The organism is Microlunatus antarcticus (assembly GCF_014193425.1).
Taxonomy (GTDB): domain Bacteria; phylum Actinomycetota; class Actinomycetes; order Propionibacteriales; family Propionibacteriaceae; genus Microlunatus; species Microlunatus antarcticus.
Genome location: NZ_JACHZG010000001.1, coordinates 2,377,086 through 2,402,889 on the forward strand (window position 1 = coordinate 2,377,086; position 25,804 = coordinate 2,402,889).

The following is a 25,804-nucleotide window of genomic DNA, read 5'->3' on the forward strand; positions in this document are numbered from 1 at the left end:
CTCAGCGGTCGGCCCCGGCCAGCGAGGGTGCCGCTGTCGCGGCCTGGTCCGCCGCCCGCTCGAGCTCCTCGGTGCCGCGGGCCCAGGACTGCAGCGACCGGACCCCGATGTGGCCCGCGCGGACGGCCTCGATGCCCTGGACCGCCGCCGCGAGTCCCTGCACGGTGGTGATGCACGGGATGTTCCGCAGGACCGCGGCCGTACGGATCTCGTACCCGTCGAAGCGGGGTCGCCCGTCCGGGCTGAGCCCGGCCGGGGTGTTGAAGATCAGGTCGATCCCCCCGTCGAGGATCAGCTGGACCACGGTGGGCTCGCCGGCCGGGCCGGGGCCCTGGCTGAACTTGCGGACGCTCTCCGCCTCGACGCCGTTGCGGTGCAGCATCGACGCGGTGCCGGCGGTGGCGAGGATCCGGAAGCCGAGGTCGGCCAGCCGCTTGACCGGGAAGATGATCGAGCGCTTGTCGCGGTTGGCGACCGAGACGAAGACCGTGCCGCCGGTGGGCAGCGAGCCGAACGCGGCGGCCTGGCTCTTGGCGAACGCCGTGCCGAAGCCGACGTCGAGGCCCATCACCTCGCCCGTCGAGCGCATCTCCGGGCCGAGGATCGTGTCGACGGACGTGCCCTCGACGGTGCGGAACCGGTTGAACGGCATGACCGCCTCCTTCACCGCCATCGGGGCGCCGGGACGCTCGTCGGTGCCGTCGCCGACGGCGCGCAGCAGGCCCTCGCGCCGCAGCCCGGCGATCGGGGTCCCGAGCATCACGCGGGCAGCGGCCTTGGCCAGCGGCGTGTTCGTGGCCTTGGAGACGAAGGGCACCGTACGGCTGGCCCGCGGGTTGGCCTCGAGCACGAACAGGGTGTCCCCCGCCAGCGCGAACTGGATGTTGATCAGGCCGCGGACGCCGACCCCGCGGGCGATGGCCTCGGTCGAGGTGCGGATCCGGTCGATCACCTCGCTGCCGAGGGTGATCGGCGGCAGCGCGCACGCCGAGTCGCCGGAGTGCACGCCGGCCTCCTCGATGTGCTCCATGACGCCGCCGAGGTAGAGGTCGGTCCCGTCGTAGAGCGCGTCGACGTCGATCTCGACGGCGTCGTCGAGGAAGCGGTCGACCAGCACCGGGTGCGCGGGCGACACCTCCGTCGCGCGGTCGATGTAGGAGGCCAGGGTCGGCTCGTCGTAGACGATCTCCATGCCGCGGCCGCCCAGCACGTAGGACGGGCGCACCAGCACCGGGTAGCCGATGTCCGCGGCGATGGCGCTGGCCTCGGCGAAGCTGCGGGCCAGCCCGTGCTTCGGCGACGGGAGCCCGGCCGCGTCGAGCACCTCGCCGAAGGCGCCACGCTCCTCGGCGAGGTGGATTGCCTCGGGGCTGGTGCCGACGATCGGGACGCCCGCGTCCTTGAGCGCTTGAGCGAGCCGCAGCGGGGTCTGCCCGCCGAGCTGGACGATGACGCCGGCGACGGGGCCTGCCTGCTGCTCGGCGTGCACGACCTCGAGGACGTCCTCGCAGGTCAGCGGCTCGAAGTAGAGCCGGTCCGCGGTGTCGTAGTCGGTCGAGACCGTCTCCGGGTTGCAGTTGACCATGACGGTCTCGTAGCCGAGGCCGTCGTTGTCGGGCGCACCGGAGAGCGCCAGCGCGGCGTGCACGCACGAGTAGTCGAACTCGATGCCCTGGCCGATGCGGTTCGGGCCCGAGCCCAGGATCAGCACCGCCGGCCGGGTCCGGGGGACGACCTCGGTCTCGACGTCGTACGAGCTGTAGTGGTACGGCGTCCGCGCCGCGAACTCGGCGGCGCAGGTGTCGACGGTCTTGTAGACCGGCCGCACGCCGAGAGCCCAGCGGACACCGCGGACGACGTCCTCGGAGAGGTTCCGCAGGCGGGCGACCTGGGCGTCCGACAGGCCGTGGCGCTTGGCCGTACGAAGCACGTCGACGGAGAGCTCGGGGGCGTCGCGCACCTCGTCGGCGATCTCGGAGACGAGAAAGAGCTGGTCGACGAACCACGGGTCGATGTGGGTGGACGCGTTCACCTGCTCGGGCGTCGCGCCGGCCCGGATGGCCTGCATGACCACGCCGAGACGCCCGTCGTGCGGGCGGGCGGCGATCGCGAGCAGCTCGTCCGCCGAGGCGCCGGGCGTGGTGAACAGGAACGGCGCCTTGGGGTCCTCGAGCGACCGCAGAGCCTTGCCGAGGGCCTCGGTGAAGTTGCGGCCGATGGCCATGGCCTCGCCGACGCTCTTCATGTGGGTGGTGAGCGTGGTGTCGGCGAGCGGGAACTTCTCGAACGCGAACCGCGGGATCTTGACCACGACGTAGTCGAGCGTCGGCTCGAAGCTCGCCGGGGTGACGCCGGTGATGTCGTTCGGGATCTCGTCGAGGGTGTAGCCGATGGCGACCTTGGCCGCGATCTTGGCGATCGGGAAGCCCGTCGCCTTCGACGCGAGCGCCGAGCTCCGCGAGACGCGCGGGTTCATCTCGATGACGATCATGCGCCCGGTGGCCGGGTCCACGGCGAACTGGATGTTGCAGCCGCCGGTGTCGACGCCCACGGCGCGGATGATGCCGATGGAGAGGTCGCGCATCCGCTGGTACTCGCGGTCGGTCAGCGTCATGGCCGGCGCCACGGTGATCGAGTCGCCGGTGTGCACGCCCATCGGGTCGAAGTTCTCGATGGAGCAGACGATCACCACGTTGTCCGCGCGGTCGCGCATGACCTCGAGCTCGTACTCCTTCCACCCGAGGATCGACTCCTCGATGAGGACCTCGGTGGTCGGGCTCGCCGCGAGGCCGGCGCCGGCGATGCGCCGCAGGTCCGCCTCGTCGTGGGCGAAGCCCGAGCCGACACCGCCCATGGTGAAGCTCGGCCGCACGACGAGCGGGTAGCCGAGCTCGCCGGCCGCACCGAGAACGTCGTCGATCGTGTGGCAGACGTAGCTGCGGGCCACCCCGAAGCCCGGGTCGGTCGGGTCGGTCGGCGGGGCGAGGCCCTCGACGATCGCCTTGAACTGCTCGCGGTTCTCGCCGCGCTGGATGGCCTCGACCGACGCGCCGATGAGCTCGACGTCGTACTTGGCCAGGACGCCGTTCTCGTGGAGGGCGATCGCGGCGTTGAGGGCGGTCTGCCCGCCGAGCGTGGCCAGGAGCGCGTCCGGCCGCTCGAGGGCGATGACCTGCTCCACGAACTCGGGCGTGATCGGCTCGACGTAGGTCGCGTCGGCGAACTCGGGGTCGGTCATGATCGTCGCCGGGTTGGAGTTCACGAGGATCACCCGGAACCCCTCGGCCCGCAGGACGCGGCAGGCCTGGGTGCCGGAGTAGTCGAACTCGCAGGCCTGGCCGATGACGATCGGTCCGGACCCGATGACGAGGATCGAGCTGATGTCGGTACGGCGGGGCATCAGGCGACCGCTCCCTTGGGGTGTTCGGGGGTCTGCGAACGGGCGGACATGAGCTCGACGAAGCGGTCGAAGAGGTAGGAGGCGTCGTGCGGACCGGCCGCGGCCTCCGGGTGGTACTGCACCGAGAAGGACAGCAGCGCGCCGTTCTCGTCCTCGAGCGCCAGACCCTCGACGACGTCGTCGTTGAGCCCGACGTGGCTGACCCGGGCCCAGCCGTACGGCGTCTCGGTGCGGCCCGTGAGCGGGGCGTCCACGGCGAACCCGTGGTTGTGCGCGGTGATCTCGACCCGGCGGGTGGAGAGGTCCATGACGGGCTGGTTGATCCCGCGGTGGCCGTAGCCGAGCTTGTACGTGCCGAAGCCGAGCGCGCGCCCGAAGAGCTGGTTGCCGAAGCAGATCCCGAAGTAGGGCACCTCCGCCTCGAGGACCGAGCGCAGCAGCGCGACGACGTCCTCGGTCGCGCTCGGGTCGCCGGGGCCGTTGGAGAAGAAGACGCCGTCCGGGCGCACCGCCTGGACCTGCTCCCAGGTCGACGTCGCCGGCAGGACGTGGACCTCGATGCCGCGTTCCGCGAGGCGGAAGGGCGTCATGGACTTGATGCCGAGGTCGACCGCCGCGACGCGGAAGCGGGTCTCGCCCTGCGCGGGCACGACGTACGCCTCGTCCGTGCTGACCTCGTCGGCCAAGTGGGCGCCGCTCATCTCGGGCGCGGAACGGACCCGGGCCAGCAGGGCGGCCGGGTCGGTCTCGACGCTGGAGACGCCGACCCGCATCGCTCCGCGCTCGCGCAGGTGCCGGGTGAGGGCCCGGGTGTCGACGTCGGCCATGCCGACGATCCCCTGGGCGGCCAGCTCGTCGGACAGGCTGCGACGCGACCGCCAGCTCGAGGAGACGCGGGCGGCGTCGCGCACGACGTAGCCGGCGACCCAGATGCGGGAGGACTCGTCGTCCTCGTCGTTCCAGCCGGTGTTGCCGATGTGCGGGGCCGTCGCGACGACGACCTGGCGGTGGTAGCTGGGGTCGGTCAGCGTCTCCTGGTAGCCCGACATGGCCGTGGAGAACACCGCCTCGCCGAAGGTCTCCCCCACCGCACCGAACGCGGAACCGGTGAACGTCGCGCCGTCCTCGAGGACGAGGAGCGCGGGAACGGGGGCCGGACGCCTCGACGAGCTCCGCGCAGCCCCGGGTGGGGGGCTGGAGGCCGAGGGCCTGGGGGTCGAAGGGGTGGGGCCGTGGGTCGAGGTCATCAACCGTCCTTTCCTGCCTCACGGGACAGGTCTTAAAGGGTGGTGTCACGTCAAGATACCAGCGCGCCGCCCCCGCGCTCGACTCGTCCGCAGCCGCTCGCGGGCCGCTCCGGGACCCTCGCCGCGCACCTCCGGCACACCCGCGCAGGTCGCGGCGTACGCGGCTGTGCGCACGGTCCGCGGCTGCCGCGTCGCGGAGAGGCGGCGGGACCGGGAGGGTCCGGACGGAGGAGCAGAGGTGACGGTCGGCACACCGCCCAGCGCTCGGAATATTGCTTAGGGTCCATAAGTTGTGACGTATGCTTGCGTACAGCAACTAAAGGAAGTTTTGAAGTGAGTCTCTCCGAACGCCGCGCGGCCCAGCTCCTGACCGCCCTGGACTCGGTCGTCCGTACGGTCCGCTACGTCGCCGCCAAGGACCACGGCCAGACGATGACCGGCACCCTTTCCGGCATCCTCAAGGCCGTATCCGCCGCCGACCAGCGCCCCGGTGACCTGGCCGCCCACCTGATGGTGGCCCCCTCGGTCGCCTCCCGCGCCGTCGCCGCCCTCGAGGCCGACGGCCTGGTCGAGCGCCACACCGACCCCGACGACGCCCGCGCCAGCCGGATCGGCATCACCGACCTCGGCCGCGAGCGGCTTGCCGAGCACCGCCGCTACACCCTCCAGCGCGTCGTCGCCGCGCTGCCGGACTGGGACGACGAGGAGGCCGCCCTGGCCACCCAGGTGCTGAGCCGCCTGGACCTCAGCCTCGCCGCCGCCCCGACAGCCCACCCGCTGACACCCCCCAAGGTGCTCGCCGGGACCACCGCCATCACCTTGCTCGACCAGGTCGAATCCGCACCCGCAGGAGAAGCAGCATGAGCGTCACCACGAGGAGCAGCGCCGCGGCGCCCTCCCCCACCACCTCGACCAGCGCACCCGCGCCGGTCGGGGCGGCCAAGGTCTACAGCCACCGCGAGATCCTCGAGGTGATGGCGGGCCTGCTCGCCGCGCTGTTCACCGCCATGATCAGCACCACGATCGTCTCCACCGCGCTGCCGACGATCATGTCCGACCTGCACGGCACGCAGCGTCAGTACACGTGGGTCATCACGGCCTCGCTGCTGGCCCTGACCGTCACCACCCCGATCTGGGGCAAGCTGTCGGACCTCTTCAACAAGAAGTTCCTCATCCAGCTGTCGATCGTGCTGTTCGTGATCGGCTCCGTCGGCGCCGGGCTGTCCCAGACGGTCCCGCCGATGATGGTCTTCCGCGCCCTGCAGGGCCTGGCCCTCGGCGGCATGATCGCCGTCATCCAGGCGATCATGGGCTCGATCATCCCGCCGCGCCAGCGCGGTCGCTACAGCGGCTACATGGGTGCCGTGCTCGCGGTGAGCACCGTGTCGGGCCCGCTGCTGGGCGGCGTGCTGACCGACACGGTCGGCTGGCGCTGGTGCTTCTTCGTCTGCGTGCCGCTGGCGGTCATCTCGCTCGTCGTCCTGCAGCTCACGCTGAAGCTCCCGACCGTCCGTCGCCACGTCAAGATCGACTACGTCGGCGCGCTCCTCGTCGCCGTCGTCGCCGCGCTCCCGATGCTGTGGATCACCTTCGCCGGCAACGACTACGCCTGGATCTCCTGGCAGTCCGGCGCCTACCTCGTCGGGTTCCTCGCCGCGGTGGTCGCCCTCGTGCTCGTCGAGCTCCGGGTCAGCGAGCCGATGGTGCCGCTCCGGATCCTCAACAACCGGACCACGATCCTGATGATCCTGGCCAGCCTCGGCGTGGGCATGGCGATGTTCGGCAGCAGCACGTTCCTCACGCAGTTCTTCCAGCTCGGCGGCGGCAACAGCCCGACCCGCGCGGGCCTGATGACCATCCCGCTGATCATCAGCCAGCTGCTGGTCTCGACCCTCGGCGGCCAGCTGGTCAGCCGCACCGGTCGGTGGAAGCCGCTCATGGTCGTCGGCGTGATCGCGCTGCTCGCCGGCCTGCTCCTGATGGGCACGATCAGCCACACGACCCCGTACTGGCACATCGCGATCTTCATGTCGATCATGGGTGTCGGCATCGGTGCCCTGGTTCAGAACATCGTCCTGGCCGTGCAGAACACCGTCGACGTGACGCAGGTCGGGGCCACCTCGGCCGCGGTCTCGTTCTTCCGCTCGCTCGCCGGCGCGGTGGGGGTCGCCGTCCTCGGCGCCATCCTCGCCACCCAGGTGGCCCGGCGGACCGCGACCGGCCTGAGCGCCATCGGCGTCAGCGGCGCCGGCGCCGGCGACGGGTCGCTCGACCTGAACGACCTCCCGGCCCCGGTCGAGGCCGTCGTCCGGGCCGCGTACGGCGACTCGTTCGGCGAGCTGTTCCTCATCGCCGCGGCCGCCGCCGTCCTGACGCTGGTCACCGTCTTCCTGGTGAAGGAGGTGCCGCTGCGCAACACCATCGAGATGCAGCCCGCCGCGGCCGGCGACGGCACCGCGGCGCTGGCCGAGGACACGGGCCGCGAGGCGCGTGGCCTGGAGGGCCCGAAGGCGGAGCAGACCGAGGTCGAGACCTGGGACGACCCGGTGACCCGGCAGGCCGTCGCGGCGCTCGACGTCCTGACCGCCGCGCAGGACCGGGCGCGGACGTACCGGGCAGGGTCCGACCGGACGCAGGCCGAGCTCGTGAGCCTGGTCGACGGCCTGGAGAAGCGGATCGATGCGGTGACCGCGGAGTTCCGCGGCCAGCTCGACCAGATCCGCGGCCGCCTCACCGACCCGGAGGTCCAGCCCTCGCTGGGGCTCGACGGGGAGGGCGGCGACAGCCTCCGCTCGTACGAGTACCGCCTCCTGCTCGACAGCCAGCAGACGGCCGACAAGGTCACGCACGTGGCCCGGACCGAGGCGGAGCGCGTCCTCGCCGACGCCGAGGCCCAGGTCGCCGAGCTCGAGGAGCGCATCGCCACCCTCCGTCAGGTCGAGTCGGACCTGGCCGGCCAGGTGGCGGAGAAGGTCCGCACGGACGCCTGACTCCGTACCCGCGTACGAACGGGGAGGATCCTGCACCGCTGAGGTGCTGGATCCTCCCCGTTCTGCGTCCGGAGGCGCGTGAGGGAGGCTGACGGGGTGAAGGTCGTCGCCGCGTTCGACTCGTTCAAGGGGTCGCTGAGCAGCCGCGAGGCCGGCGAGGCGGTGGCGGAGGGGGTGCGCGCCGCGGTCCCGGACGCCGAGGTCGTCGTCGTCGGGGTCGCCGACGGCGGCGAGGGCCTGGTCGACGCGCTGCTCGTCGGCGGTGGCCACGAGACGTTCGTCGACGCGGTCGACCCGTTCGGCCGACCGCTGCGGACCGGCTACGCCGTGCTCGACGACGGGACCGCGGTCGTCGAGGCCGCCCGCACCATCGGGCTCGACCTCGTGGGCGCGGTCGACGCCACGGTCCCCTACCGGGCGTCCTCGTCCGGGCTCGGCCTCCAGGTCGCCGCCGCCCTCGCCTCCGGTGCCCCGCGAGTGCTCGTGGGGCTCGGCGGAAGCGCGACCACCGACGGCGGCACCGGGCTGCTCGCCGCGCTCGGCGCGCGGCTCGAGCTGGTCCCTGAGGGGTCGGCCGGCGCGGGGAACCTGCTGCCGCACGTGGTGGCCGTCCACGACCTGCCCGACCTGAGCCGGGTCGAGGTGCTCACCGACGTCACCAGCCCGCTGCTCGGCCCGACCGGTGCGGCGCGGATGTTCGGGCCGCAGAAGGGGGCCGACCCGACGCAGGTCGAGGCGCTCGAGGCGCACCTGACCCGCTGGGCGCCGCTGCTGGCCGCCGCCTCCGGACAACAGGTCAGCGCCGTGGTGGGCACGCCGGGGTCGGGTGCGGCCGGCGGTCTCGGTGCGGCGCTGCTGGCCTGCGGGGCCACCCTGGTGCCCGGCTTCGCCCGCGTGGCCGAGCTCGTCGGCCTGGACGACGCCCTGGTGGGAGCCGACCTCGTGCTGACGGGCGAAGGTTCCTTCGACGCCCAGTCCGCGCTGGGCAAGGGACCGGTCGGCGTGGCCGACCTGGCCCGCGCCCGCGGCGTCCCCGTCGTCGTCCTCGCCGGCCGGGTGGAGCACCCCCTCGGTGCGGTCGGCGAGCGCGTCGACGCCGCGTTCGGCGTCCACCCGGTCCCCCGGACCCCGCTCGAGGCGATGGACCCGATCGTCACGGCTGCCGCGCTCCGGGCCACCGCGAGCCAGGTCGTCCGCCTGGTGCGGCGGACGCACGGGCTCGCCGACGCCCGCTGAGCACTCGTCGGTGAGACGGGAGTGGCCCCGCACCGGTCCGGTGCGGGGCCACTCCCTGGTGCTGCTCAGAGCGTTGTCAGCTCCGGCTGGTCACCGCCTTGCGCGCGGCGGCCAGGGTGGCGTCGGACGAGACCGACGTGCTGGTCCCGAGGCCGACCCGCAGCGACGTGCCCTCCTGCTGCTGGACCGTCAGGGTCACCCCCGCGTTGGCCACGCGGACCCCGGCCAGCGGGGTCGCCGCCCGGAAGTAGGACTTCGTGTCGTCGAAGGTCGGCACGGCGTCCTGGCCGCGGACGTAGCTCGGCTGGCCGTTCACGTGGAGCGTGAACGAGTCGGCCTTCTGCAGCCCGAACGTCGCGTCGTAGATCTGCACACGAGCGCGCCACGGCTTGCCGTCGATCCGGTTGATCGGCGTCGGGTGCGCGTCGACCACGAGGATCTCTCCGTTGCCCGGGTGGGCCGACACGTTGTTGTCGGTGTAGCTGCCGTCCCAGTAGCTCACCTGCAGACCGTCCTGGTACGGGAAGTGGTCCACCTTGTCCGGCAGCGTCGAGCCGTACCCGAAGTCGTACGGACCGGTCTTCAGGTACTGGTCGAACGAGGTGTAGGTGCGGTTGCTGGCGATGTAGTACTGCGGGAACGCCGAGCTGGTGGTGGCCCCGACGACGCTGAAGCCGTCGGCGGTCCAGCCGTCCAGCCCCTTCTCGGCGCCGTCGGCGAGGACGGTCGTCGTGCCCGAGACGAGCTTGACGTCGTCGACGAAGAGCCCGGCGGGCTTCGACGCGTCGTCACCCTGGACACCGCCGTCGCTGGCGTAGCGGAAGCGGAGCCCGACCGTCTTGCCGGCGTAGGCCGACATGTCGAACGTCGCCGGGACGTAGCCCTTGGACAGCCCGGTGATCCCGTTGCCGACCGCGGGGTCCGTGATGCTGCCGGGGACGGCCTTCCAGCCGGACCCGTCGTCGACCTGGACGTAGCCGTAGTCGTATCCGGTCTCGATGTTCCAGCTGGCCTTGAAGGTCAGCGTCGCCTTGCCGGCGGGCAGGGTCACCCGTCGGCTGAGGGTGTTGTCGAGGTTGTCGCCCTGCGCGCTCCAGAACTGCTGCGTGCCCTCGGGAGGCGTCGGAAGTGCGGTGGTGACCTTCTTCGGCGGCAGGACCGTCACCAGGGCCTGGGCCTTGGCGGAGTTGTACTCGTGCGGGCCGAGGTTGAAGTTGCGACGCTCACCGGCGACGCCCACCTCGTAGTCGAGCCAGCCGAGCTGGAGCTTCTCCCACGCGCCGAGGTCGCCGGGGCGGGTGCCGATGCCCTGGTCGCCCGGGGCCGACAGCCGGCTCTGGGCCATCAGGCTCCAGAACTCCATCGGCTGGTCGCCGCCCACCGTGTCGTACAGGTCAGGCAGGCCGAGGTCGTGCCCGTACTCGTGCGTGAAGACCGAGAGCCCGCCGTTCTCCGGCTGCATCGTGTAGTCGCCGACCCACAGGCCGGAGTCACCGATCTCGGTGCCGCCGAGCTTGTTGGCCGAGGGGCCGGTCGTGCCGGCGTCCGTGCCGTACGCGTACCAGCGGTGCGACCAGATGGCGTCCTCGCCCTGGATCGGGTCGCCGTCCGCCTCGTCGCCGCCCGAGTGCACGACCTGGAAGTGGTCGATGTAGCCGTCGGGCTCGTTGAAGTTGCCGTCGCCGTCGTAGTCGTAGCGGTCCTGCTGGTCGAACTCGGCCAGCTGACGCTTGATCTGCGCGTCGGTGCGGCCGAAGAGGCGCTTCTGGTCGGTGACCCACTGGCTGACGCCGTCGCGGATCAGGGCCCAGCTGTTGTCGCAGACGTTGCTGGCGCAGACGTTGGGGTCGTCGCCGTTCGCGTCCTGGGGGTCGTCGGTCGAGCGGCCGTAGCGCGCCTCGTTGTAGGGCACCTTGACCCAGCCGGTGACGGTGCCGTCGACCGAGTAGCGGCCCGAGGACTGCTTCTCGTAGTAGGTCTTGAGCGACTCGACGCCCGCACCCTCGCCGAAGTAGAGCTTCTTGAAGTAGGCGGGCGAGTAGTCCTTCTGCCACACGGTGCTGTTGTTGGTCGCGCGGTCGGGCTCGGGGATCGCGTTGTGCAGCGGGCCCTCGAAGGTCGTCGGGCCCTCGGTGAGCGGGTCGGTGTCGCGGTCGGGGAAGCGCGGGTCGCGCTTGTTCCCGAACTCGGTGAGGACGACGAAGATCTTGTCGGTCTTCTCCCGGCCCAGCTCCACGTACTGGTCGACCATCTTGGGTGCGACCGCGCCGCCGGAGGCCACGCGCGACCGCTGGCTCGCGCTGAGCCCGGCCTGCTTCTGGCCGACCTTGACGACGTAGGAGCCGTTGATCTTCTGGACCTTGGCCTGCCCCGTGAGGACCAGGTTCAGCGCCTGCTTGCGCAGGGCCTGCTGCTTCTCGTCGAGCGGGTTCGGCAGGGCGTCCGAGCCCTTGGCCTTCGGTGCGGCCGCGGGCGCTGCCGACGGGGCCCCGACGGGCGGCGCTGCGGTCGCCGAGGTGACCGCTCCGGTCAGGATCAGGCCCGTCGCCAGGCCGAGGCCCAGCACTGCTCTTGCTTCTCTTCGCACGTCACTCCCCTGGCCCTGTACCGGGCCTGTTGACTGGCTTCAGGGTCCGAAACGTACGGGTGGGGTGTGACAGGTGACAATCACCTGTCGGGGTGAGAAGTGAACTCTTTGACTTTCCTCAGTAATGCCCGGGAACTTCCTCCCCGGCCTACGAGGCGACCGACGCCCCGGGCCCGGCGGACTTGCTGTTGACGATCGCGCCGAGCACGCCGCCCACGAAGGACGGCGACTCGTCGGTCGACAGCTCCGAGACGAGGCGGACGGCCTCGGAGACCGCGACCGCGTCAGGCACCGCCAGGTGGTCGATCTCGAGCACGGCGATCCGCAGCGCGCTGCGGTCGACCCGCGGCGTGCGCGGCAGGGTCCAGCCCTTGGCCAGGGCTGCGGAGATCCGTGCGTCGATCGCCTCCTGGTGGTCGGCGACCCCCTCGACGAGGGTGCGCGTGTAGTCGCGCAGCGGCGGGTCGGCGTCGGCCGCGCGGGCGGCGAGCGTCTCCAGGACGCCGGTGCCGCGCACCTCGGACTCGAAGAGGATGTCGAGCGCGCGCTTGCGCGCCTTGGAGCGGGCCGAGACCCGGACCGGGGTGGGCGGGGCCGCAGGAGCCGACGGCGTGGGGGCGGAGTCGCTCACCTCAGCCGACGCGGCCGAGATAGCTGCCGTCGCGCGTGTCGACCTTGACCCGCTCACCGGTGGTGAGGAACAGCGGCACCTGGATCTGGAGGCCGGTCTCGACGGTGGCGGGCTTGGTGCCGCCGGTGCTCCGGTCGCCCTGCAGGCCGGGCTCGGTGTAGGTGACCTCGAGCTCCACCGACGCCGGCAGGTCGAGGTAGAGCGGCGTCTCCTCGTGGATCGCCACGGTCGCCATGTGCTCGGGGAGCAGGTAGTTCTTCGCGTCGCCGACGGTGTCGTCGGGGATGACCAGCTGCTCGTAGCTGCTGGTGTCCATGAACACGTAGCCCGCGCCGTCGTGGTAGAGGTACTGCATCTCACGGCGGTCGACGCTGGCCGTGTCGACCTTGGTGTCGGAGTTGAAGGTGCGGTCGACGACCTTGCCGGACAGCACGTGCTTGAGCTTGGTCCGGACGACGGTGTTGCCCTTGCCCGGCTTGTGGTGCTGGAACCAGATCACGGACCACAGCTGGCCGTCCAGGTCGAGGACCATGCCGTTCTTCAGATCGTTCGTGGACGCCACGCTTACGTACCCCTCTTCGACTTCACTTCTACTTCGTCCGAGCAGTGGGTGAGTCTAGCCGCCGGGCGACAGGGGTCGGCGCGCGAGCGTGTGGCGCACGTCCTGGGTGAACGTGAACCCCGGCGCCCCCAGCCCGAGCTCGGCCACCCGCTCGACGATCCGGGTCCGGACGGCGTCGCGGTCGGTCTCGGGGACGGCCTCCCACATGGCGCGCTGCCCGTGCGACCAGGTGAACGCGAGCAGGTGCTCCACGTCGCGGAACCTCGCCTCCACCGTCGCGCGGACGGTGCGGACCTCGACCAGCCCGGCCTCGGCGAGGAGGGCCTCCATCCCGGCGTCGGAGTCGAACGGCCCCGTCGCGCCCGAGGTGCGGGCGTCCTTGAGCCGGGCGGGGAGATAGGGCCCGAAGACCGCGTCGACGCTGCGCCACCGCGGGTCCTCCTCGCCGAACGTCGTCACCCCCAGCCGACCGCCCGGGACCAGCAGCTCCGTCCAGCGACGCAGCGCGGCGGCGGGGTCGTCGAGGAAGAACAGCACGAGCGACGAGGCCACGACGTCGTACGAGCGGGGCGGCAGGTCGGGCGCCTGCGCGTCCCCGACGAGCACCTCGACCCACTCGAGGTCCGCGAGGTCGGCGGCGGTCCGGCGCACCATCTCCGGCGCGAGGTCCAGGCCCACGGCCCGCCCCTGCGCGCCGACGAGGGGTGCGACCCGGCCGAGCACCGCCCCGCGCCCGCAGCCGACGTCCAGCACCCGCTCGCCCGGCTGCGGCTCCAGCGCGGCCACCAGGCCCGCGGCGATCGGGCCGAACCAGGGAACCCCGACGGCGTCGTAGGTCGCGGCCGCCCGGTCGAACACGCCGGCCGGCCCCGCGGGTGCGCTCATGCTCCCCACTGTGGCACCGGTGCGCCTGGCGTCAACGCCCCCTGAGCCGTCAGACCCGTGTGAGGGCCGCGAACGCGGTGCGCAGGAGCTCGTCGGACGGGGCCGAGAGGATCTCGGCGCTCGCCAGGTCGTTGAGGACGACGAAGCGCAACGTGGACCCGCGGGTCTTCTTGTCCAGGCCCATCGTGGCGACGAGGTCTTCGAGGGCGTCCGGCGCGTACGTGGTGGGCAGGCCGAGCGAGCCGAGGACGGCCCGGTGCCGGTCGGCGACGGCGTCGTCGAGGACGCCGGCGGCACGGGCCAGCTCGGCCACGAACACCATCCCGACGCTGACCGCCTCGCCGTGGCGCCAGCGGAAGCGTTCGCGGCGCTCGACCGCGTGGCCCAGCGTGTGGCCGTAGTTGAGCAGCTCCCGACCGACCTGACGCCCCTCGGACGTCGCCTCGCGCAGGTCGGCGGAGACGACGCGGGCCTTGACCCGGACCGAGCGCTCGACGAGCTCGCGGAGCACCGGCGACGCGGGGTCGAGGGCCGCCTCCGGCTCCTGCTCGACCAGCTCCAGGATGCGGGGGTCGGCGATGAAGCCGCACTTGACCACCTCGCCGAGACCGGCCCGCAGGTCGACCGGCGGGAGCGTGGCCAGCAGGTCGAGGTCGCAGACGACGCCGACCGGCTCGTGGAACACGCCGACCAGGTTCTTGCCCTCGGCGGTGTTGATGCCGGTCTTGCCGCCCACGGCCGCGTCGACCATGGCCAGCAGGCTCGTCGGCACGGTCACCAGGGCCACGCCGCGCAGCCAGGTCGCGGCCACGAAGCCCGCGAGGTCGGTCGTCGACCCGCCGCCGACGCCGACGACCGCGTCGCTGCGGGTGAAGCCGGCGTTCCCGAGCACCGCCCAGCAGCGCGCGGCCACCTCGACCGTCTTCGCCGCCTCGGCGTCGGGCACGTCGATCCGCACGACCTCGTGCCCGGCGTGCTCGAGCGACGCGGAGACCCGAACGGCGACGTCGATGAGGGCGGCTGGGTGCAGCACGGCCACCCGCCGCGGCGCACCGAGCACGTCGGCGACCCGCGCGAGGACGCCGCGACCGACGACGACGTCGTACGGGCGCTCGGCCGCGACACCGATCAGGGTCACGCCGCCGGACTCGGGGTCAGTCACGCGCCCAGCCCAGCGCCTCGACGGCGTCCGCGACCTGCTCGGGAGTCTGCGCGTCCGTGTCGACGCTCGCCCGGGCGACCTCGGCGTAGAGCGGGGTGCGCTCGTTGAGCAGCTTGACCAGGCGGCCGCGGACGTTCCCCAGCAGCAGCGGACGGGCCTCGTTCAGCCCGACGCGCCCGGCCGCGTGCGCGATGGTCACGCGGAGCCAGACGACGGGTCGGCCGGCGAGGGCGGCGCGGGTCGCGGGCGAGAGCACCGCCCCGCCGCCGAGCGCGAGGACGCCGGGCGCGTCCAGCAGCTCCGCGGTCGTGGACTCCTCGAACGCGCGGAAGACGGCCTCGCCGTCGTCGGCGAAGATCTCCGCCACGCTCTTGCCCACCCGGGCCTCGATCACGGCGTCGACGTCGGCGAACGGCTCGCCCCAGCGCTCGGCGAGCAGCGCCCCGACGGTCGACTTGCCCGACCCCGGGGAGCCGACCAGCACCAGGCGAGCGCTCACGGCGTGGTCACCGGACGCCGGCGGCCAGGGCGAGGCCCCGGCTCGCGACGTCGGCGAGGTAGGACTCCCAGTTGCGCCGGGTCTCGGCCACGGAGTCCCCGCCGAACTTCTCCAGCGCCGCGTCGGCCAGCACCAGCGCCGCCATCGCCTCGGCGACGACCCCCGCCGCGGGCACGGCGCAGACGTCGGAGCGCTGGTGGTGGGCGACGGCGGCCTCGCCGGTGGAGGTGTCGATGGTCCGCAGCGCGCGCGGCACGGTGGCGATCGGCTTCATGGCGACCCGGACGCGCAGCACCTCACCGGTGCTCATGCCGCCCTCGGTCCCGCCAGAACGTCCGGACACCCGGGCGATGCCGTCACCGTTGGAGGTGATCTCGTCGTGCGCGAGGCTGCCGCGGGTCCGGGCCAGCTCGAAGCCGTCACCGATCTCGACGCCCTTGATCGCCTGGATCCCCATCATCGCGCCGGCGAGGCGCGCGTCGAGGCGGCGGTCGCCGTGGACGTGCGAGCCGAGCCCCGGGGGCAGGCCCCAGACGACGACCTCGACGACCCCACCGAGGGTGTCGCCGTCCTTCTGCGCGCTCTCCACCTCGGCGATCATCGCGGCGCTCGCGTCGCGGTCGTAGCAGCGCACCGGGTCGGCGTCGATGGCCTCGAGGTCGTCCGGGCCCGGGACGACGCCGGCGGGGGCCTTGACCGATCCCAGCTCGACGACGTGGCTGAGCACCTGCACGCCGTACGCCTGCTCCAGGAAGCGGCGGGCTACGCAGCCGAGCGCCACCCGGGCCGCGGTCTCCCGCGCGCTGGCGCGCTCGAGGACGGGCCGGGCCTCGTCGAAGTCGTACTTCTGCATGCCGACGAGGTCGGCGTGACCGGGCCGGGGGCGGGTGAGCTTGGCGTTGCGCGCCTGCGCGTCGAGCACCGAGGCCTCGACGGGGTCGGCCGACATGACCGTCTCCCACTTGGGCCACTCGGTGTTGCCGACCTCGATCGCGACGGGTCCGCCCTGGGTCTCGCCGTGGCGCACCCCGCCGAGGATCGTGACCGCGTCGGCCTCGAACTTCATCCGCGCACCGCGGCCGAAGCCGAGCCGGCGCCGGGCGAGCGCGTCGGCGACGTCGGCCGTCGTCACCTCGACGTGGGCGGGCATGCCCTCGAGGACCGCGACCAGCGCTGGTCCGTGGGACTCTCCTGCGGTCAGCCAGCGAAGCACGCGGGCCAGTGTTCCACGGTGACGTCGGTGCAGGCCCGACGTCTTGTGCGCCGGCTCAGCCGAAGAGCTTGCCCAGCTGGTCGCGGAACGTCAGGAACGACAGCGTCCCGAAGAGCAGGACCGCCCAGACCAGCGCCCCGAGGCGGAACCCGCGGACCCGGATCGCCGCCGGCAGGGTCTTGCGGTTGATCAGGATCAGCAGCCCGGAATAGATGAACATCATGAAGCCGCCGACGACGGCCGCGATCACCAGCAGCACGATCGGCTGGTCGAAGCCGGCCGCCAGCACGACGATCCCGATTCCGACGAGGCCCCAGACGAGTCCGGCGTAGACCTTCGACTCGTTCGCGTCGCGCTTGTAGCTCGTCTTGATGACGTCGGCGGCGAGCCGGCTGGTGTAGTCGACGATGCCCAGGGCGGCGCCGAAGAGCGAGAAGGAGCCGACGATCCAGAAGAAGAACTTGAACCACGAGCCGACCCGCTCGGCCAGCACCTCGCCCTCGGTGCGCACGAAGGCGATGCCGTTGGCGAGGTCGTCGCGGCCGTAGACCGTGGAGTAGGCGAGCAGCGAGGTGAACATGATCGTGAGGAAGGTGATCAGCACGAAGGTGAAGAGCTGCTCGAGGTTGGCGAACTTCCACCAGCCCTTCCAGCGGGAGAGGTTCTGCTCGGTCGGCTCGAAGATGTAGCCGGGCGACGGCGTGGCCTCGGGCTGGCCGGTCACCGGACTGACGAGCCGGGGCACGAACTCCCCCATGCCGAAGCCCTTGTCGCGGATCCAGTTGGACTGCACCAGGTTCTGGCCGCCGCCCGCCCCGGCGAAGGCGAGCGCGCCGAGCAGGGTCGCGAAGCCGAGCTGCTCGTACGGGATGTCGGCCCGGGTCACGATCTGGGGGACGTCGGACCAGGCCGAGGCCCCGACCGCGACGATCGCCCCGATGACGAAGAGCAGGATCACCGCCGCCACCTTGAGCATCTGCGCCCGCTCGAGGGCGACGTAGACGACCGGGGCCAGCGTGAGGACCAGCCCGATGACGACGAGCATCCCGATGGCGATGAAGGTGGGCTTCCCCCCGAACACGTACGACGCAAGCGTCGCGCTGCTCGTCGCCCAGCCGGGCCAGAGGTTGGCGAAGTAGGCGAGGAGCGCGAAGACGAGGCCCCAGTGCCGCCAGTAGCGGCTGAACCCCGTCAGCGCGGTCTCCCCCGTCGCGAGCGTGTAGCGCTCGATCTCGAGGTTGATGAAGTACTGGGTGCCCAGGCCGACCAGGGCGGCCCAGACGAAGACCAGCCCGACCTGGCTGGCGATGTAGGGGAACAGGACGAACTCGCCGGAGGACAGACCGACCCCGGCGGCGATGATGCCCGGCCCGATCAGCCGGCGGTAGGCCTTGGGCGCGTCCGGCAGGTCACGGACCTCGGGTCGCGGCAGCGTTCGCGTGGGGAAGGCGTCGGCGGCGGAGCCGCCGCGTCGACCGTCGTCGGTGACTGTCATGCGAGCCATGCCTACCAGCCCGAGGTCCGACCGCTCAGATCGGGGTGGCGTCGTTCAGACGTGCGCGGCGGCCAGCGCGGCGTCGCCGGCGGCCCGGAGGACACCGGGTGAGGGACGGCGCCCGGTCATCAGCCCGACCTGCAGGACGGCCTGCCCGACCAGCAGGTCCAGGCCGTCGACGACGCGGGCTCCGGCGCGGGCGGCCGCGGCGGCCAGCGCGGTGGGCCAGGGGTCGTAGACCACGTCGAACACCACGCCCGCGCTGTCGGCGAGCTCGTCGGCCCGGTCGTCGACCGCGCCCGCGGTGACCGTGGAGACGAGCAGGTCGGCCGCCGGCGGCGTGGTGCCCCAGGCCAGCGCGACGAGGTCGACGCCGACGGCCTCGGCGAGCGGCCGCAGGGCCTCGGCCTTGCTCCGGTCGCGCGCCAGGACCTGCACCCGGGCCGCCCCGAGCTCGGCGGCGGACGCCACGCTGGAGCGGGCTGTCGCGCCGGACCCGACCACCGTCACGGTCCGGACCGGCCCGGGCAGCATCCCTCGGACGGCCGCGACCAGCCCGCCCACGTCGGTGTTGTGGACCTCGCGGACCCCGGGCCCGAGGAGCAGCGTGTTGCCGGCGCCGGTCAGGCGGGCGGCGTCGGAGACGACCGTGAGGCCGGGCAGCTCCAGGACGGCCACCTTGAGCGGCATGGTCAGGCTGAGCCCGCGCCAGGTGGCGTCGAGCCCGTCCACGAACGCGGCCAGCCCGTCGCCCCGCACCTCGGCCCGGCCGTACAACCAGCCGGTCAGGCCCAGCTCGGCGTACGCGGCCGCGTGCAGGACGGGCGAGAGCGAGTGGGCGACCGGCGAGCCGAGCACCGCGCACCGGTGCTCGACCGCGTGGTCGCCCGCTGCAGCCGGAGCGGCCGGCTCAGCTGTCACAGCGGCCGGGGTGGCTCTGGCACCACGCCTGGAACTGCGCCACGATCTGCTGGAACTCGGCGTCGGTCTCGGCGAACTTCGTCTCACCCGTGTCGAAGTCGACGGTCGTGAAGTAGAGCCACTTGCCCGGCTCCGGGTTCGCCGCCGCCTGCAGCGCGGCCTTGCCCGGGGCGGAGATCGGGCCGGGCGGGAGGCCCTTGCGCAGGTAGGTGTTGTACTTCGACTTGCTCGCCCGGTCCTTCGGCGTCGTCGTGTTCGTGCTGAGGTTCTCCGCGTAGATGATCGTGGAGTCCAGACCCAGGGGGATGCCCTGGTCGAGCCGGTTGTAGAGGACCTGGGCGACCTTCGCGCGGTACTGGTCCTGGTTGACCTCGCGCTCGATGATGCTGGCGACGATGAGGACCTCGTACGGGCTGCGGTTGAGCTTCTTCGCCGCCGCGTTCAGCCCGATGTCGTTCGTGACCGCCTTGTACTGGTCGACCATCTGCTTGAGCGTCGAGGTCGCTGTGGCGTCCGCGGTGAGCTCGTAGGTGTCGGGGAAGAGGAAGCCCTCGGGCCGGTTCTTCGCGTACGCCGGCAGGCCCAGGCTCTGCGGCTTCTTGAGCGCCGCCTCGTAGGCCGACTTCTTGATCTTGGTGTTCTTGGCCAGCGCGTCGACCTGGCGGGTGAGGCGGAGCCCCTCCGGGATCGTGAACTGCGCGCGGACGCGAGACTCGCCGGGGTTGATCAGCAGGCGGAGGGCGTCGATCGCGGGCATCTGGGTGCGCATCACGTACCGCCCGGGCTGCACGCTCGTGGCGCGCTCCTCGGAGGCGACCGCGTTGTCCCAGGCCTGGACGGACTTGACCACGTCGGCCTGCTTGAGGACGCCGCCGATCTCGTCCAGCGTGGCGCCGGTCGGGATCGTCACCGTGATGGGCGCGACGCCCTTGCCGGTGTAGTCCGGCGTCTCGCCGAAGTTGCTCATCAGCGCCTTGCCCTGGTCGTAGACCAGGTAGCCGCCGACGACGAGGACGGCGAGGGCCAGCAGCACCGCCAGGCAGCCCTTGCCCTGGTGGATCGCCTCCTTGGCCGCGCTCGGCTTGGTGTCGGGGAGCATCGACGTCACGGTCTGCGTCCTCCTCGGAGTCGGGGCGCGCCTCGACCCGGCGGGTGAAGCAGGTGGGGCAGGCGTTCCGTCCAGAGCCGCGGGGGTCGGGCAGCTCGGTCAGGCAGGGCCGTCCGGCAAGAGTAACGCGCCGGGTGGCTCACCCCGGGAACGTTCGACGCCCAGCGCGTGCTCCAGGATCGCGGCGGCCGCGGCGGCGTCGATGACGCTGCGCTGGTCCCGCGTCTTGCGCCCGCTCTCGCGCATCCGGCGCGACACCTCGACCGTGGTGAAGCGCTCGTCGACCAGCCGGACCGGCACGGCGGTGGCCGTGGCCAGGCGTCCGGCCCGTTCGCGGACCTTGCGCGTCGCCGGCCCCTCGGTGCCCGCGAGGGTCGTCGGCAGCCCGACGACGACCTCGATCGGCTCCAGCTCGACCAGGATCGCGAGCAGGTCCGCGACCTCGGTCTCCCCCGCCTTGACCGTGGCGTACGGCGTGGCGAGCACACCGTCGGGGTCGCAGCGCGCGACCCCGATCCGCGCGTCCCCCCAGTCGAGACCCAGTCGTACGCCGCGCCGGAAGCTCACGCGGACAGGAGCGTGTGCCCGATGGCGTGCTCGACCGCCACCAGCGCGTCGGCGGACTTGCTGCCGTCGCTGCCGCCGCCCTGGGCGATGTCGGGCTTGCCGCCGCCGCGTCCGCCGAGGGTCTCGCTCGCCACGCGGACGAGGTCGCCGGCGGAGAGCCGACGGTTGCGGGCACCCTCGGTCGTCACGACGACGACGCTCGGCTTGTCCGCGCTGCCGCCGACCACGGCGACGACCGCGGGCCGGTCGGACACCCGATTGCGCACCTCGAGGGCGAGCGAGCGGAGGTCGTTCCCGGCCAGGCCGGGCGCGGCGTGGCTGATGTACTGCACGCCCCACATCTCGTGCCCACCCGCGGCGATCGTCCCGGCCGCGGCCAGCACCTCACGGCTGCGCAGCTCGGCGATCTGGCGCTCGGCGTCCTTGAGCTGCGCGACCAGGCGCTGGACCCGGTCGGTCAGCTGGTCGGGCTGCACCTTGAGCGCGTCGGTGAGACCGTGCACCAGGGTGCGCTCGGCCGCGAGGTAGCGGAACGCCTCGATGCCGACGAACGCCTCGACGCGACGGACCCCGGACCCCACCGACGACTCGGTCGTGAGCGTGACGAGACCGATCTGCGAGGAGTGCTGCACGTGCGTGCCGCCACAGAGCTCGCGCGACCAGCGCCCGCCCATCTCGACGACGCGGACCTCCTCGTCGTACGTCTCGCCGAAGAGCGCCAGCGCCCCGAGGTCGCGGGCCTGGGCCAGCGGCATGTACGTGGCGGTCACGTCGAGGTCGGCCCGCAGCGCACGGTTGGCCGCCTCCTCCACGTCCGAGCGCGTCGCCGCCGACAACCCGCCCTGCCAGGCGAAGTCGAGCCGCAGGTAGCCGGGCTTGTTGTACGAGCCACTCTGCAGGGCGGTCGGGCCGAGCACCTGGCGCAGCGCCGCGTGCACCACGTGGGTGCCGGAGTGCGCCTGGCAGGCGCCGAGGCGCCACTCGCCGTCGACCTGCGCGAGCACGTCGGTCCCGGACTGCAGCTCGCCGCGCGCGACGCGCACCCGGTGCACGACCAGGCCCTTGACCGGGCGCTGCACGTCGAGCACCTCGAGCTCGAACCCGTCGCCGGTGATCGTGCCCGCGTCGGAGTCCTGCCCGCCGGACTCGGCGTAGAAGGGGGTGCGCTCGAGGACGACCTCGACGACGTCGCCCTCGGCGGCGCCCGCGACCAGCTCGCCGTCGACCACCAGGCCGCGCACGCTCGTCTCGTTGGCCAGCTCGCTGTAGCCGGTGAACGGGGTGACGCCGGTCGCCCGCAGCTCGCGGTAGACGTCGGTCGCCTGCGCGCCCGCCTTCTTGCTCTTCGAGTCGGCCTTGGCCCGCGCCTTCTGCTCCGCCATGAGCGCGCGGAAGCCGTCCGCGTCCACGCTCAGGCCCTGCTCCGACGCCATCTCGAGGGTGAGGTCGATCGGGAAGCCGTAGGTGTCGTGCAGCTGGAACGCGCGGTCGCCGCTCAGCGTGGTGCCCCCGCCGGAGCGGGTGTCCCGGGCCGCGACGTCGAAGATCTGCGTGCCGGCGACGAGGGTGCGCCGGAAGGCCTCCTCCTCGCCGTACGCGATCGCCGCGATCCGGTCCCAGTCCCGCTCGACCTCGGGGTAGGACGCCTTCATCGCGTCCCGGCTGACCGGCAGCAGCTCGGGCAGCACCGGGTCGGTGACGCCGAGCAGGCGCATCGAGCGGACGACGCGGCGCAGCAGCCGGCGCAGCACGTAGCCGCGCGCCTCGTTGCCGGGCGTGACGCCGTCGGCCATGAGCATCAGCCCGGAGCGGACGTGGTCGGCGACGACGCGCATCCGGACGTCGTCCTCGTGGCCGCCCTCGGCCCCGTACGCCTTGCCCGAGAGCTCGGCGGCGCGGTTCAGCACGCCGACGACCTCGTCGATCTCGTACAGGTTGTCGACGCCCTGCAGCAGGGTGGCCACGCGCTCGAGACCCATGCCGGTGTCGATGTTCTTGCGCGGCAGGTCGGCGAGCACGTCGAAGTCGTCCTTGGCGCGGACGACCGACAGCTCCTCCTGCATGAACACGAGGTTCCAGATCTCCAGGAAGCGGTCCTCGTCGACGACCGGCCCGCCCTCGGCCCCGTACGCCGGCCCGCGGTCGTAGTAGATCTCGCTGCAGGGCCCGCCCGGACCCGGCACGCCCATGTTCCAGTAGTTGTCGAGCAGCCCGCGGCGCTGGATCCGTTCCGGCGGCAGGCCGGCGATGCTCGCCCACAGCCCGGCCGCCTCGTCGTCGGAGTGCAGCACCGTCACCCAGATGCGGTTCGGGTCGAACCCCAGGAACCCGCCGTCCTGGCTCCCGGTGACGAGCTCCCACGCGAAGCGGATGGCCTCGGCCTTGAAGTAGTCGCCGAAGGAGAAGTTGCCCTGCATCTGGAAGAACGTGCCGTGCCGGGTGGTCTTGCCGACCTCCTCGATGTCGAGGGTGCGCACGCACTTCTGGACCGAGGTCGCCCGGTCCCACGGCGGGGTCTCCGCACCGGTGAAGTAGGGCTTGAAGGGCACCATCCCGGCGTTGACGAACAGCAGGGTGGGGTCGTTGTAGAGCAGGGGTGCCGACGGCACCACCTGGTGGCCGCGGGCGGAGAAGTAGTCCAGGAAACGGCGCCGGATCTCAGCGGTCTTCATGGCAGGAGGTCCTCGTGTTGTCGGGGGGTGGAGCAGACGGTCAGGATGCGCGGCCCGGCCGCTCGGCGGCTCGGCGCGGTCCCGGCTCGGTGGCCGGAGCGCCCGCGGACGTCCCGCCGGAGAGGGCGCGCAGCTCGGCCTCGCGCTCGGCCATGGCCACCTTGACCTCCGCGCGGCGCGCCCGCCGTCCGGCGCGACGGCCGTCCGGGTCGTCGGTGGCACTACGGCGGACGGCCTGGCGCAGGCCGTGGCCGAGGGCGGCGGTCTTCACCAGGGGCCGGGCGACCGTGGCGTTGACGATGCCCGAGAGCTGGGCGGCGTTGTCGCTGACCAGGCTGGCGTTCGCGCTCACCTTGGCCACGTCGGCCGTCACGAGGCTGAGCTTGCCCAGCTCCTCGTTCGTCGCCCGGACGGTGCCCTGCAGCTCGGTGAGGATCGGCACCGTCTCCTGGCCGAGGTCCCGCACCGTCACGCGCAGCTCGTCGAGCACGCGGCCCAGCTTGAGCAGCGGGACGGCGAGGAAGGCCACCAGCCCGACGCAGGCCAGGGCAGCCAGGAGTCCGGCGATCTGTCCCAGGGTCACCGCAGGACTTTAGCGCGCGGGACCGACCTCGACCGCCGCGTTTCTCCCGGCACACCTACCGTGAGGACGTGCCTGCCGCGAGCGACGACCTGGAGGCACGGCTGCGCGCGTCGATGCTCGCGCTGCTCGCCGGCCGGGCCGCGACGAGCACGATCTGCCCCAGCGACGCGGCGCGCGCGGAGGGCGGCCCGGGCTGGCGCTCGGCGATGCCGCTGGCCCGCGACGTCGCCGCCCGGCTCGCCGACGAGGGCGTGGTCGAGGTGCGGCAGAAGGGCGAGCGGGTCGACGTCCGTACGGCGCGCGGGCCCGTCCGGATCGCGCGGGGCACGCGCTTCCCCCAGACCTGAGCGTTCGCCCCCGGATGCGTCAGACCTACCGCGACGGGGGTCGGCCGAGCCGTTCCTCGATGCGCGCCAGCCGCGCGGACACCGCGGCCTCGTTGCCGTGGTCGGTCGGGACGTAGTAGGCCGTGCCGACCAGCTCGTCCGGCAGGTACTGCTGGGCGGCGATCCCGTGCGGCTCGTCGTGGGCGTAGCGGTAGCCCTGACCGTGCCCGTAGGTCTTGGCCCCCGCGTAGTGGGCGTCGCGGAGGTGGGCCGGCACCACACCCACGCGGCCGGCGGTCACGTCCGCCGCCGCGGCCCCGATCGCGGCGACGACCGCGTTGGACTTGGGGGCCAGGGCGAGCGCGATGGTCGCGTGGGCCAGGGTGATGCGGCCCTCCGGCATCCCGATCATCGCCACCGCCTCCGCCGCGGCGACCGCGGTGGTCAGCGCGGTCGGGTCGGCCAGCCCGATGTCCTCGCTGGCCAGGATGATCAGGCGCCGGGCCACGAAGCGCGGGTCCTCCCCCGCCCCGAGCATCCGGGCGAGGTAGTGCAGCGAGGCCTGCACGTCGGAGCCGCGCACCGACTTGATGAACGCGCTGATGACGTCGTAGTGCTGGTCGCCGTCGCGGTCGTAGCGGATGGCGGCGCGGTCGACGGCACGTTCCACGACGTCCGTGCTCACCCGGGTCTCCCCCAGCGCGAGCGCCCCGGCCGCGGACTCCTCGAGGTAGGTGAGCGCCCGGCGGGCGTCGCCGCCGGCGAGGCGGAGCAGCGTGGCGCGGGCGTCGTCGTCGAGGGTGCAGGCGCCGCCGAGCCCGCGCTCGTCGACCAGCGCCCGGTCGAGCAGGAGCGAGACGTCGGTGTCGGTCAGCGGCCGCAGGGTGAGCAGCAGCGAGCGCGAGAGCAGCGGGGAGATGACGGAGAAGCTCGGGTTCTCGGTGGTGGCCGCCACGAGCGTGACGAGGCGGTTCTCGACCGCCGGCAGGAGCACGTCCTGCTGGGTCTTGGAGAAGCGGTGCACCTCGTCGACGAACAGCACCGTCCGCTGCCCGCGGGCGAGCTCGCGCCGCGCCTGGTCCAGGACGGCGCGCACCTCCTTGACGCCGGCGGTCACGGCGGAGACCTCGACGAAGCGGGCGCCGCTCTGCCGGGAGACGACGGAGGCGATGGTGGTCTTGCCGGTGCCCGGCGGACCCCAGAGGAACACCGACATCGGCTCGCCGGCCGCCAGGCGTCGCAACGGGGAGCCCGCCGCGAGCAGGTGCGTCTGGCCCACGATCTCGTCCAGCGAACGGGGCCGCATCCGGACCGCCAGCGGCAGGCCGGGTCGGTCGGCGTCGGACAGGCTGCCGCCGGACGACAGGGCCACGCCGGCACCCCCGGGGCCGCCCGCAGCGTCCTGGCCGCCGCCGAAGAGGTCCTCGCTCACGGGGTCAGCGTACGGAGCACCTGCGCGACCCCGGTGCCGGTCCGCGGGCGATTCGTACACGACGCGAAACACTCGAGAGTCGAACTACCGACAGTCGTTATCGTCTCGTGATCGTATGAGGTTGATCACGCCCAGATCACGCGAGTTCTCGCTCTCAGGCCTGAAATGCAGGTCTTAGTAATGCGAGAAGCCTTCTCACGGTATTCCTGTCAGTTGCGTCAGAAATTTCTTTGCGTTTCTCTCACTCGGGACCGATCGATGACCGGCCTTCCCACGAGGCCGGGCCAG

Annotated in this window: 20 protein-coding genes; 4 read left to right on the forward strand and 16 right to left on the reverse strand. The window is 72.5% G+C overall.

From position 1 onward, the window contains the following. Position 1: 1 nt before the first annotated feature. Together carB and carA are read right to left on the reverse strand one after the other, a co-directional pair. Positions 2–3,400 (reverse strand): carbamoyl-phosphate synthase large subunit, encoded by a 3,399-nt coding sequence (gene carB, locus FHX39_RS11135; RefSeq protein WP_183338436.1) that lies wholly within the window; start codon positions 3,398–3,400, stop codon positions 2–4. Continuing rightward, the gene (carA, locus tag FHX39_RS11140) at positions 3,400–4,647 is read right to left on the reverse strand and encodes a glutamine-hydrolyzing carbamoyl-phosphate synthase small subunit (protein ID WP_183338438.1); all 1,248 of its coding nucleotides are present in this window, start codon (positions 4,645–4,647) and stop codon (positions 3,400–3,402) included. The genes carB and carA overlap by 1 nt, the downstream gene beginning before the upstream one ends. Before the next feature lie 333 nt (positions 4,648–4,980). Between carA and FHX39_RS11145 the strand changes: the two genes are divergently transcribed. The 3 genes from FHX39_RS11145 to FHX39_RS11155 all read left to right on the forward strand — a co-directional run bounded on the left by FHX39_RS11145 (position 4,981) and on the right by FHX39_RS11155 (position 8,873). Beyond that, the gene (locus FHX39_RS11145) at positions 4,981–5,511 is read left to right on the forward strand and encodes a MarR family winged helix-turn-helix transcriptional regulator (RefSeq protein ID WP_183338440.1); all 531 of its coding nucleotides are present in this window, start codon (positions 4,981–4,983) and stop codon (positions 5,509–5,511) included. Next, positions 5,508–7,637, forward strand: a complete 2,130-nt coding sequence (locus FHX39_RS11150) for an MDR family MFS transporter (protein WP_198423361.1) — start codon at positions 5,508–5,510, stop codon at positions 7,635–7,637. The genes FHX39_RS11145 and FHX39_RS11150 overlap by 4 nt, the downstream gene beginning before the upstream one ends. A gap of 96 nt (positions 7,638–7,733) precedes the next feature. Then, a complete protein-coding gene (locus FHX39_RS11155; protein ID WP_183338442.1) occupies positions 7,734–8,873 on the forward strand; it encodes a glycerate kinase family protein in 1,140 nt (379 codons plus the stop codon). A gap of 76 nt (positions 8,874–8,949) precedes the next feature. On the opposite strand, the gene FHX39_RS11160 is transcribed toward FHX39_RS11155, so the two are convergent. The 13 genes from FHX39_RS11160 to FHX39_RS11220 form a co-directional block, all read right to left on the reverse strand. After that, complete coding sequence (locus FHX39_RS11160) at positions 8,950–11,439, reverse strand: immune inhibitor A domain-containing protein (protein ID WP_332836780.1); 2,490 nt, start codon at positions 11,437–11,439, stop codon at positions 8,950–8,952. A gap of 169 nt (positions 11,440–11,608) precedes the next feature. Continuing rightward, entirely contained in the window at positions 11,609–12,091 is a 483-nt protein-coding gene (gene nusB, locus FHX39_RS11165) for a transcription antitermination factor NusB (protein WP_183338446.1), read from the reverse strand. Between the two features lies 1 nt (position 12,092). Then, a complete protein-coding gene (gene efp / locus FHX39_RS11170) occupies positions 12,093–12,653 on the reverse strand; it encodes an elongation factor P (RefSeq protein WP_183338448.1) in 561 nt (186 codons plus the stop codon). A gap of 54 nt (positions 12,654–12,707) precedes the next feature. Continuing rightward, the gene (locus FHX39_RS11175) at positions 12,708–13,538 is read right to left on the reverse strand and encodes a class I SAM-dependent methyltransferase (protein WP_183338450.1); all 831 of its coding nucleotides are present in this window, start codon (positions 13,536–13,538) and stop codon (positions 12,708–12,710) included. Between the two features lie 49 nt (positions 13,539–13,587). Continuing rightward, on the reverse strand, positions 13,588–14,700 hold the full coding sequence (aroB, locus tag FHX39_RS11180) for a 3-dehydroquinate synthase (protein ID WP_332836781.1): 1,113 nt from the start codon (positions 14,698–14,700) through the stop codon (positions 13,588–13,590). Then, on the reverse strand, positions 14,693–15,199 hold the full coding sequence (locus FHX39_RS11185) for a shikimate kinase (protein WP_183338452.1): 507 nt from the start codon (positions 15,197–15,199) through the stop codon (positions 14,693–14,695). The genes aroB and FHX39_RS11185 overlap by 8 nt, the downstream gene beginning before the upstream one ends. A gap of 7 nt (positions 15,200–15,206) precedes the next feature. Beyond that, positions 15,207–16,412 (reverse strand): chorismate synthase, encoded by a 1,206-nt coding sequence (aroC, locus tag FHX39_RS11190; protein ID WP_183338454.1) that lies wholly within the window; start codon positions 16,410–16,412, stop codon positions 15,207–15,209. Between the two features lie 55 nt (positions 16,413–16,467). After that, entirely contained in the window at positions 16,468–17,907 is a 1,440-nt protein-coding gene (locus FHX39_RS11195; RefSeq protein ID WP_183338456.1) for an Nramp family divalent metal transporter, read from the reverse strand. Positions 17,908–17,961: 54 nt separating this feature from the next. Then, positions 17,962–18,828, reverse strand: coding sequence for a shikimate dehydrogenase (locus FHX39_RS11200; protein ID WP_332836782.1), 867 nt, complete (start codon positions 18,826–18,828; stop codon positions 17,962–17,964). Continuing rightward, positions 18,818–19,927, reverse strand: a complete 1,110-nt coding sequence (gene mltG, locus FHX39_RS11205) for an endolytic transglycosylase MltG (RefSeq protein WP_232531133.1) — start codon at positions 19,925–19,927, stop codon at positions 18,818–18,820. Before mltG ends, FHX39_RS11200 begins: the two co-directional genes overlap by 11 nt. A 108-nt stretch (positions 19,928–20,035) precedes the next feature. Continuing rightward, positions 20,036–20,503, reverse strand: coding sequence for a Holliday junction resolvase RuvX (ruvX, locus tag FHX39_RS11210; protein WP_183338460.1), 468 nt, complete (start codon positions 20,501–20,503; stop codon positions 20,036–20,038). Further along, on the reverse strand, positions 20,500–23,175 hold the full coding sequence (alaS, locus tag FHX39_RS11215) for an alanine--tRNA ligase (protein WP_183338462.1): 2,676 nt from the start codon (positions 23,173–23,175) through the stop codon (positions 20,500–20,502). The genes ruvX and alaS overlap by 4 nt, the downstream gene beginning before the upstream one ends. 40 nt (positions 23,176–23,215) lie before the next feature. Then, on the reverse strand, positions 23,216–23,758 hold the full coding sequence (locus FHX39_RS11220; protein WP_183338464.1) for a DUF948 domain-containing protein: 543 nt from the start codon (positions 23,756–23,758) through the stop codon (positions 23,216–23,218). A 68-nt stretch (positions 23,759–23,826) separates the two neighbouring features. On the opposite strand from FHX39_RS11220, the gene FHX39_RS11225 reads away from it, so the two are divergent. After that, positions 23,827–24,105, forward strand: coding sequence for a DUF3253 domain-containing protein (locus FHX39_RS11225; protein ID WP_332836783.1), 279 nt, complete (start codon positions 23,827–23,829; stop codon positions 24,103–24,105). A gap of 25 nt (positions 24,106–24,130) precedes the next feature. Here the strand turns inward: FHX39_RS11225 and FHX39_RS11230 are convergent, their stop codons facing one another. Beyond that, positions 24,131–25,516, reverse strand: coding sequence for a replication-associated recombination protein A (locus FHX39_RS11230; RefSeq protein ID WP_408631487.1), 1,386 nt, complete (start codon positions 25,514–25,516; stop codon positions 24,131–24,133). Positions 25,517–25,804: the final 288 nt, after the last annotated feature.

Coding starts and splice junctions, on each gene's coding strand:
- FHX39_RS11175 (WP_183338450.1), bottom strand. CDS start 13,538: ATGAGCGCACCCGCGGGGCCGGCCGGCGTGTTCGACCGGGCGGCCGCG.
- alaS (WP_183338462.1), bottom strand. CDS start 23,175: ATGAAGACCGCTGAGATCCGGCGCCGTTTCCTGGACTACTTCTCCGCC.
- FHX39_RS11150 (WP_198423361.1), top strand. CDS start 5,508: ATGAGCGTCACCACGAGGAGCAGCGCCGCGGCGCCCTCCCCCACCACC.
- carA (WP_183338438.1), bottom strand. CDS start 4,647: ATGACCTCGACCCACGGCCCCACCCCTTCGACCCCCAGGCCCTCGGCC.
- mltG (WP_232531133.1), bottom strand. CDS start 19,927: ATGCTCCCCGACACCAAGCCGAGCGCGGCCAAGGAGGCGATCCACCAG.
- FHX39_RS11195 (WP_183338456.1), bottom strand. CDS start 17,907: ATGACAGTCACCGACGACGGTCGACGCGGCGGCTCCGCCGCCGACGCC.
- carB (WP_183338436.1), bottom strand. CDS start 3,400: ATGCCCCGCCGTACCGACATCAGCTCGATCCTCGTCATCGGGTCCGGA.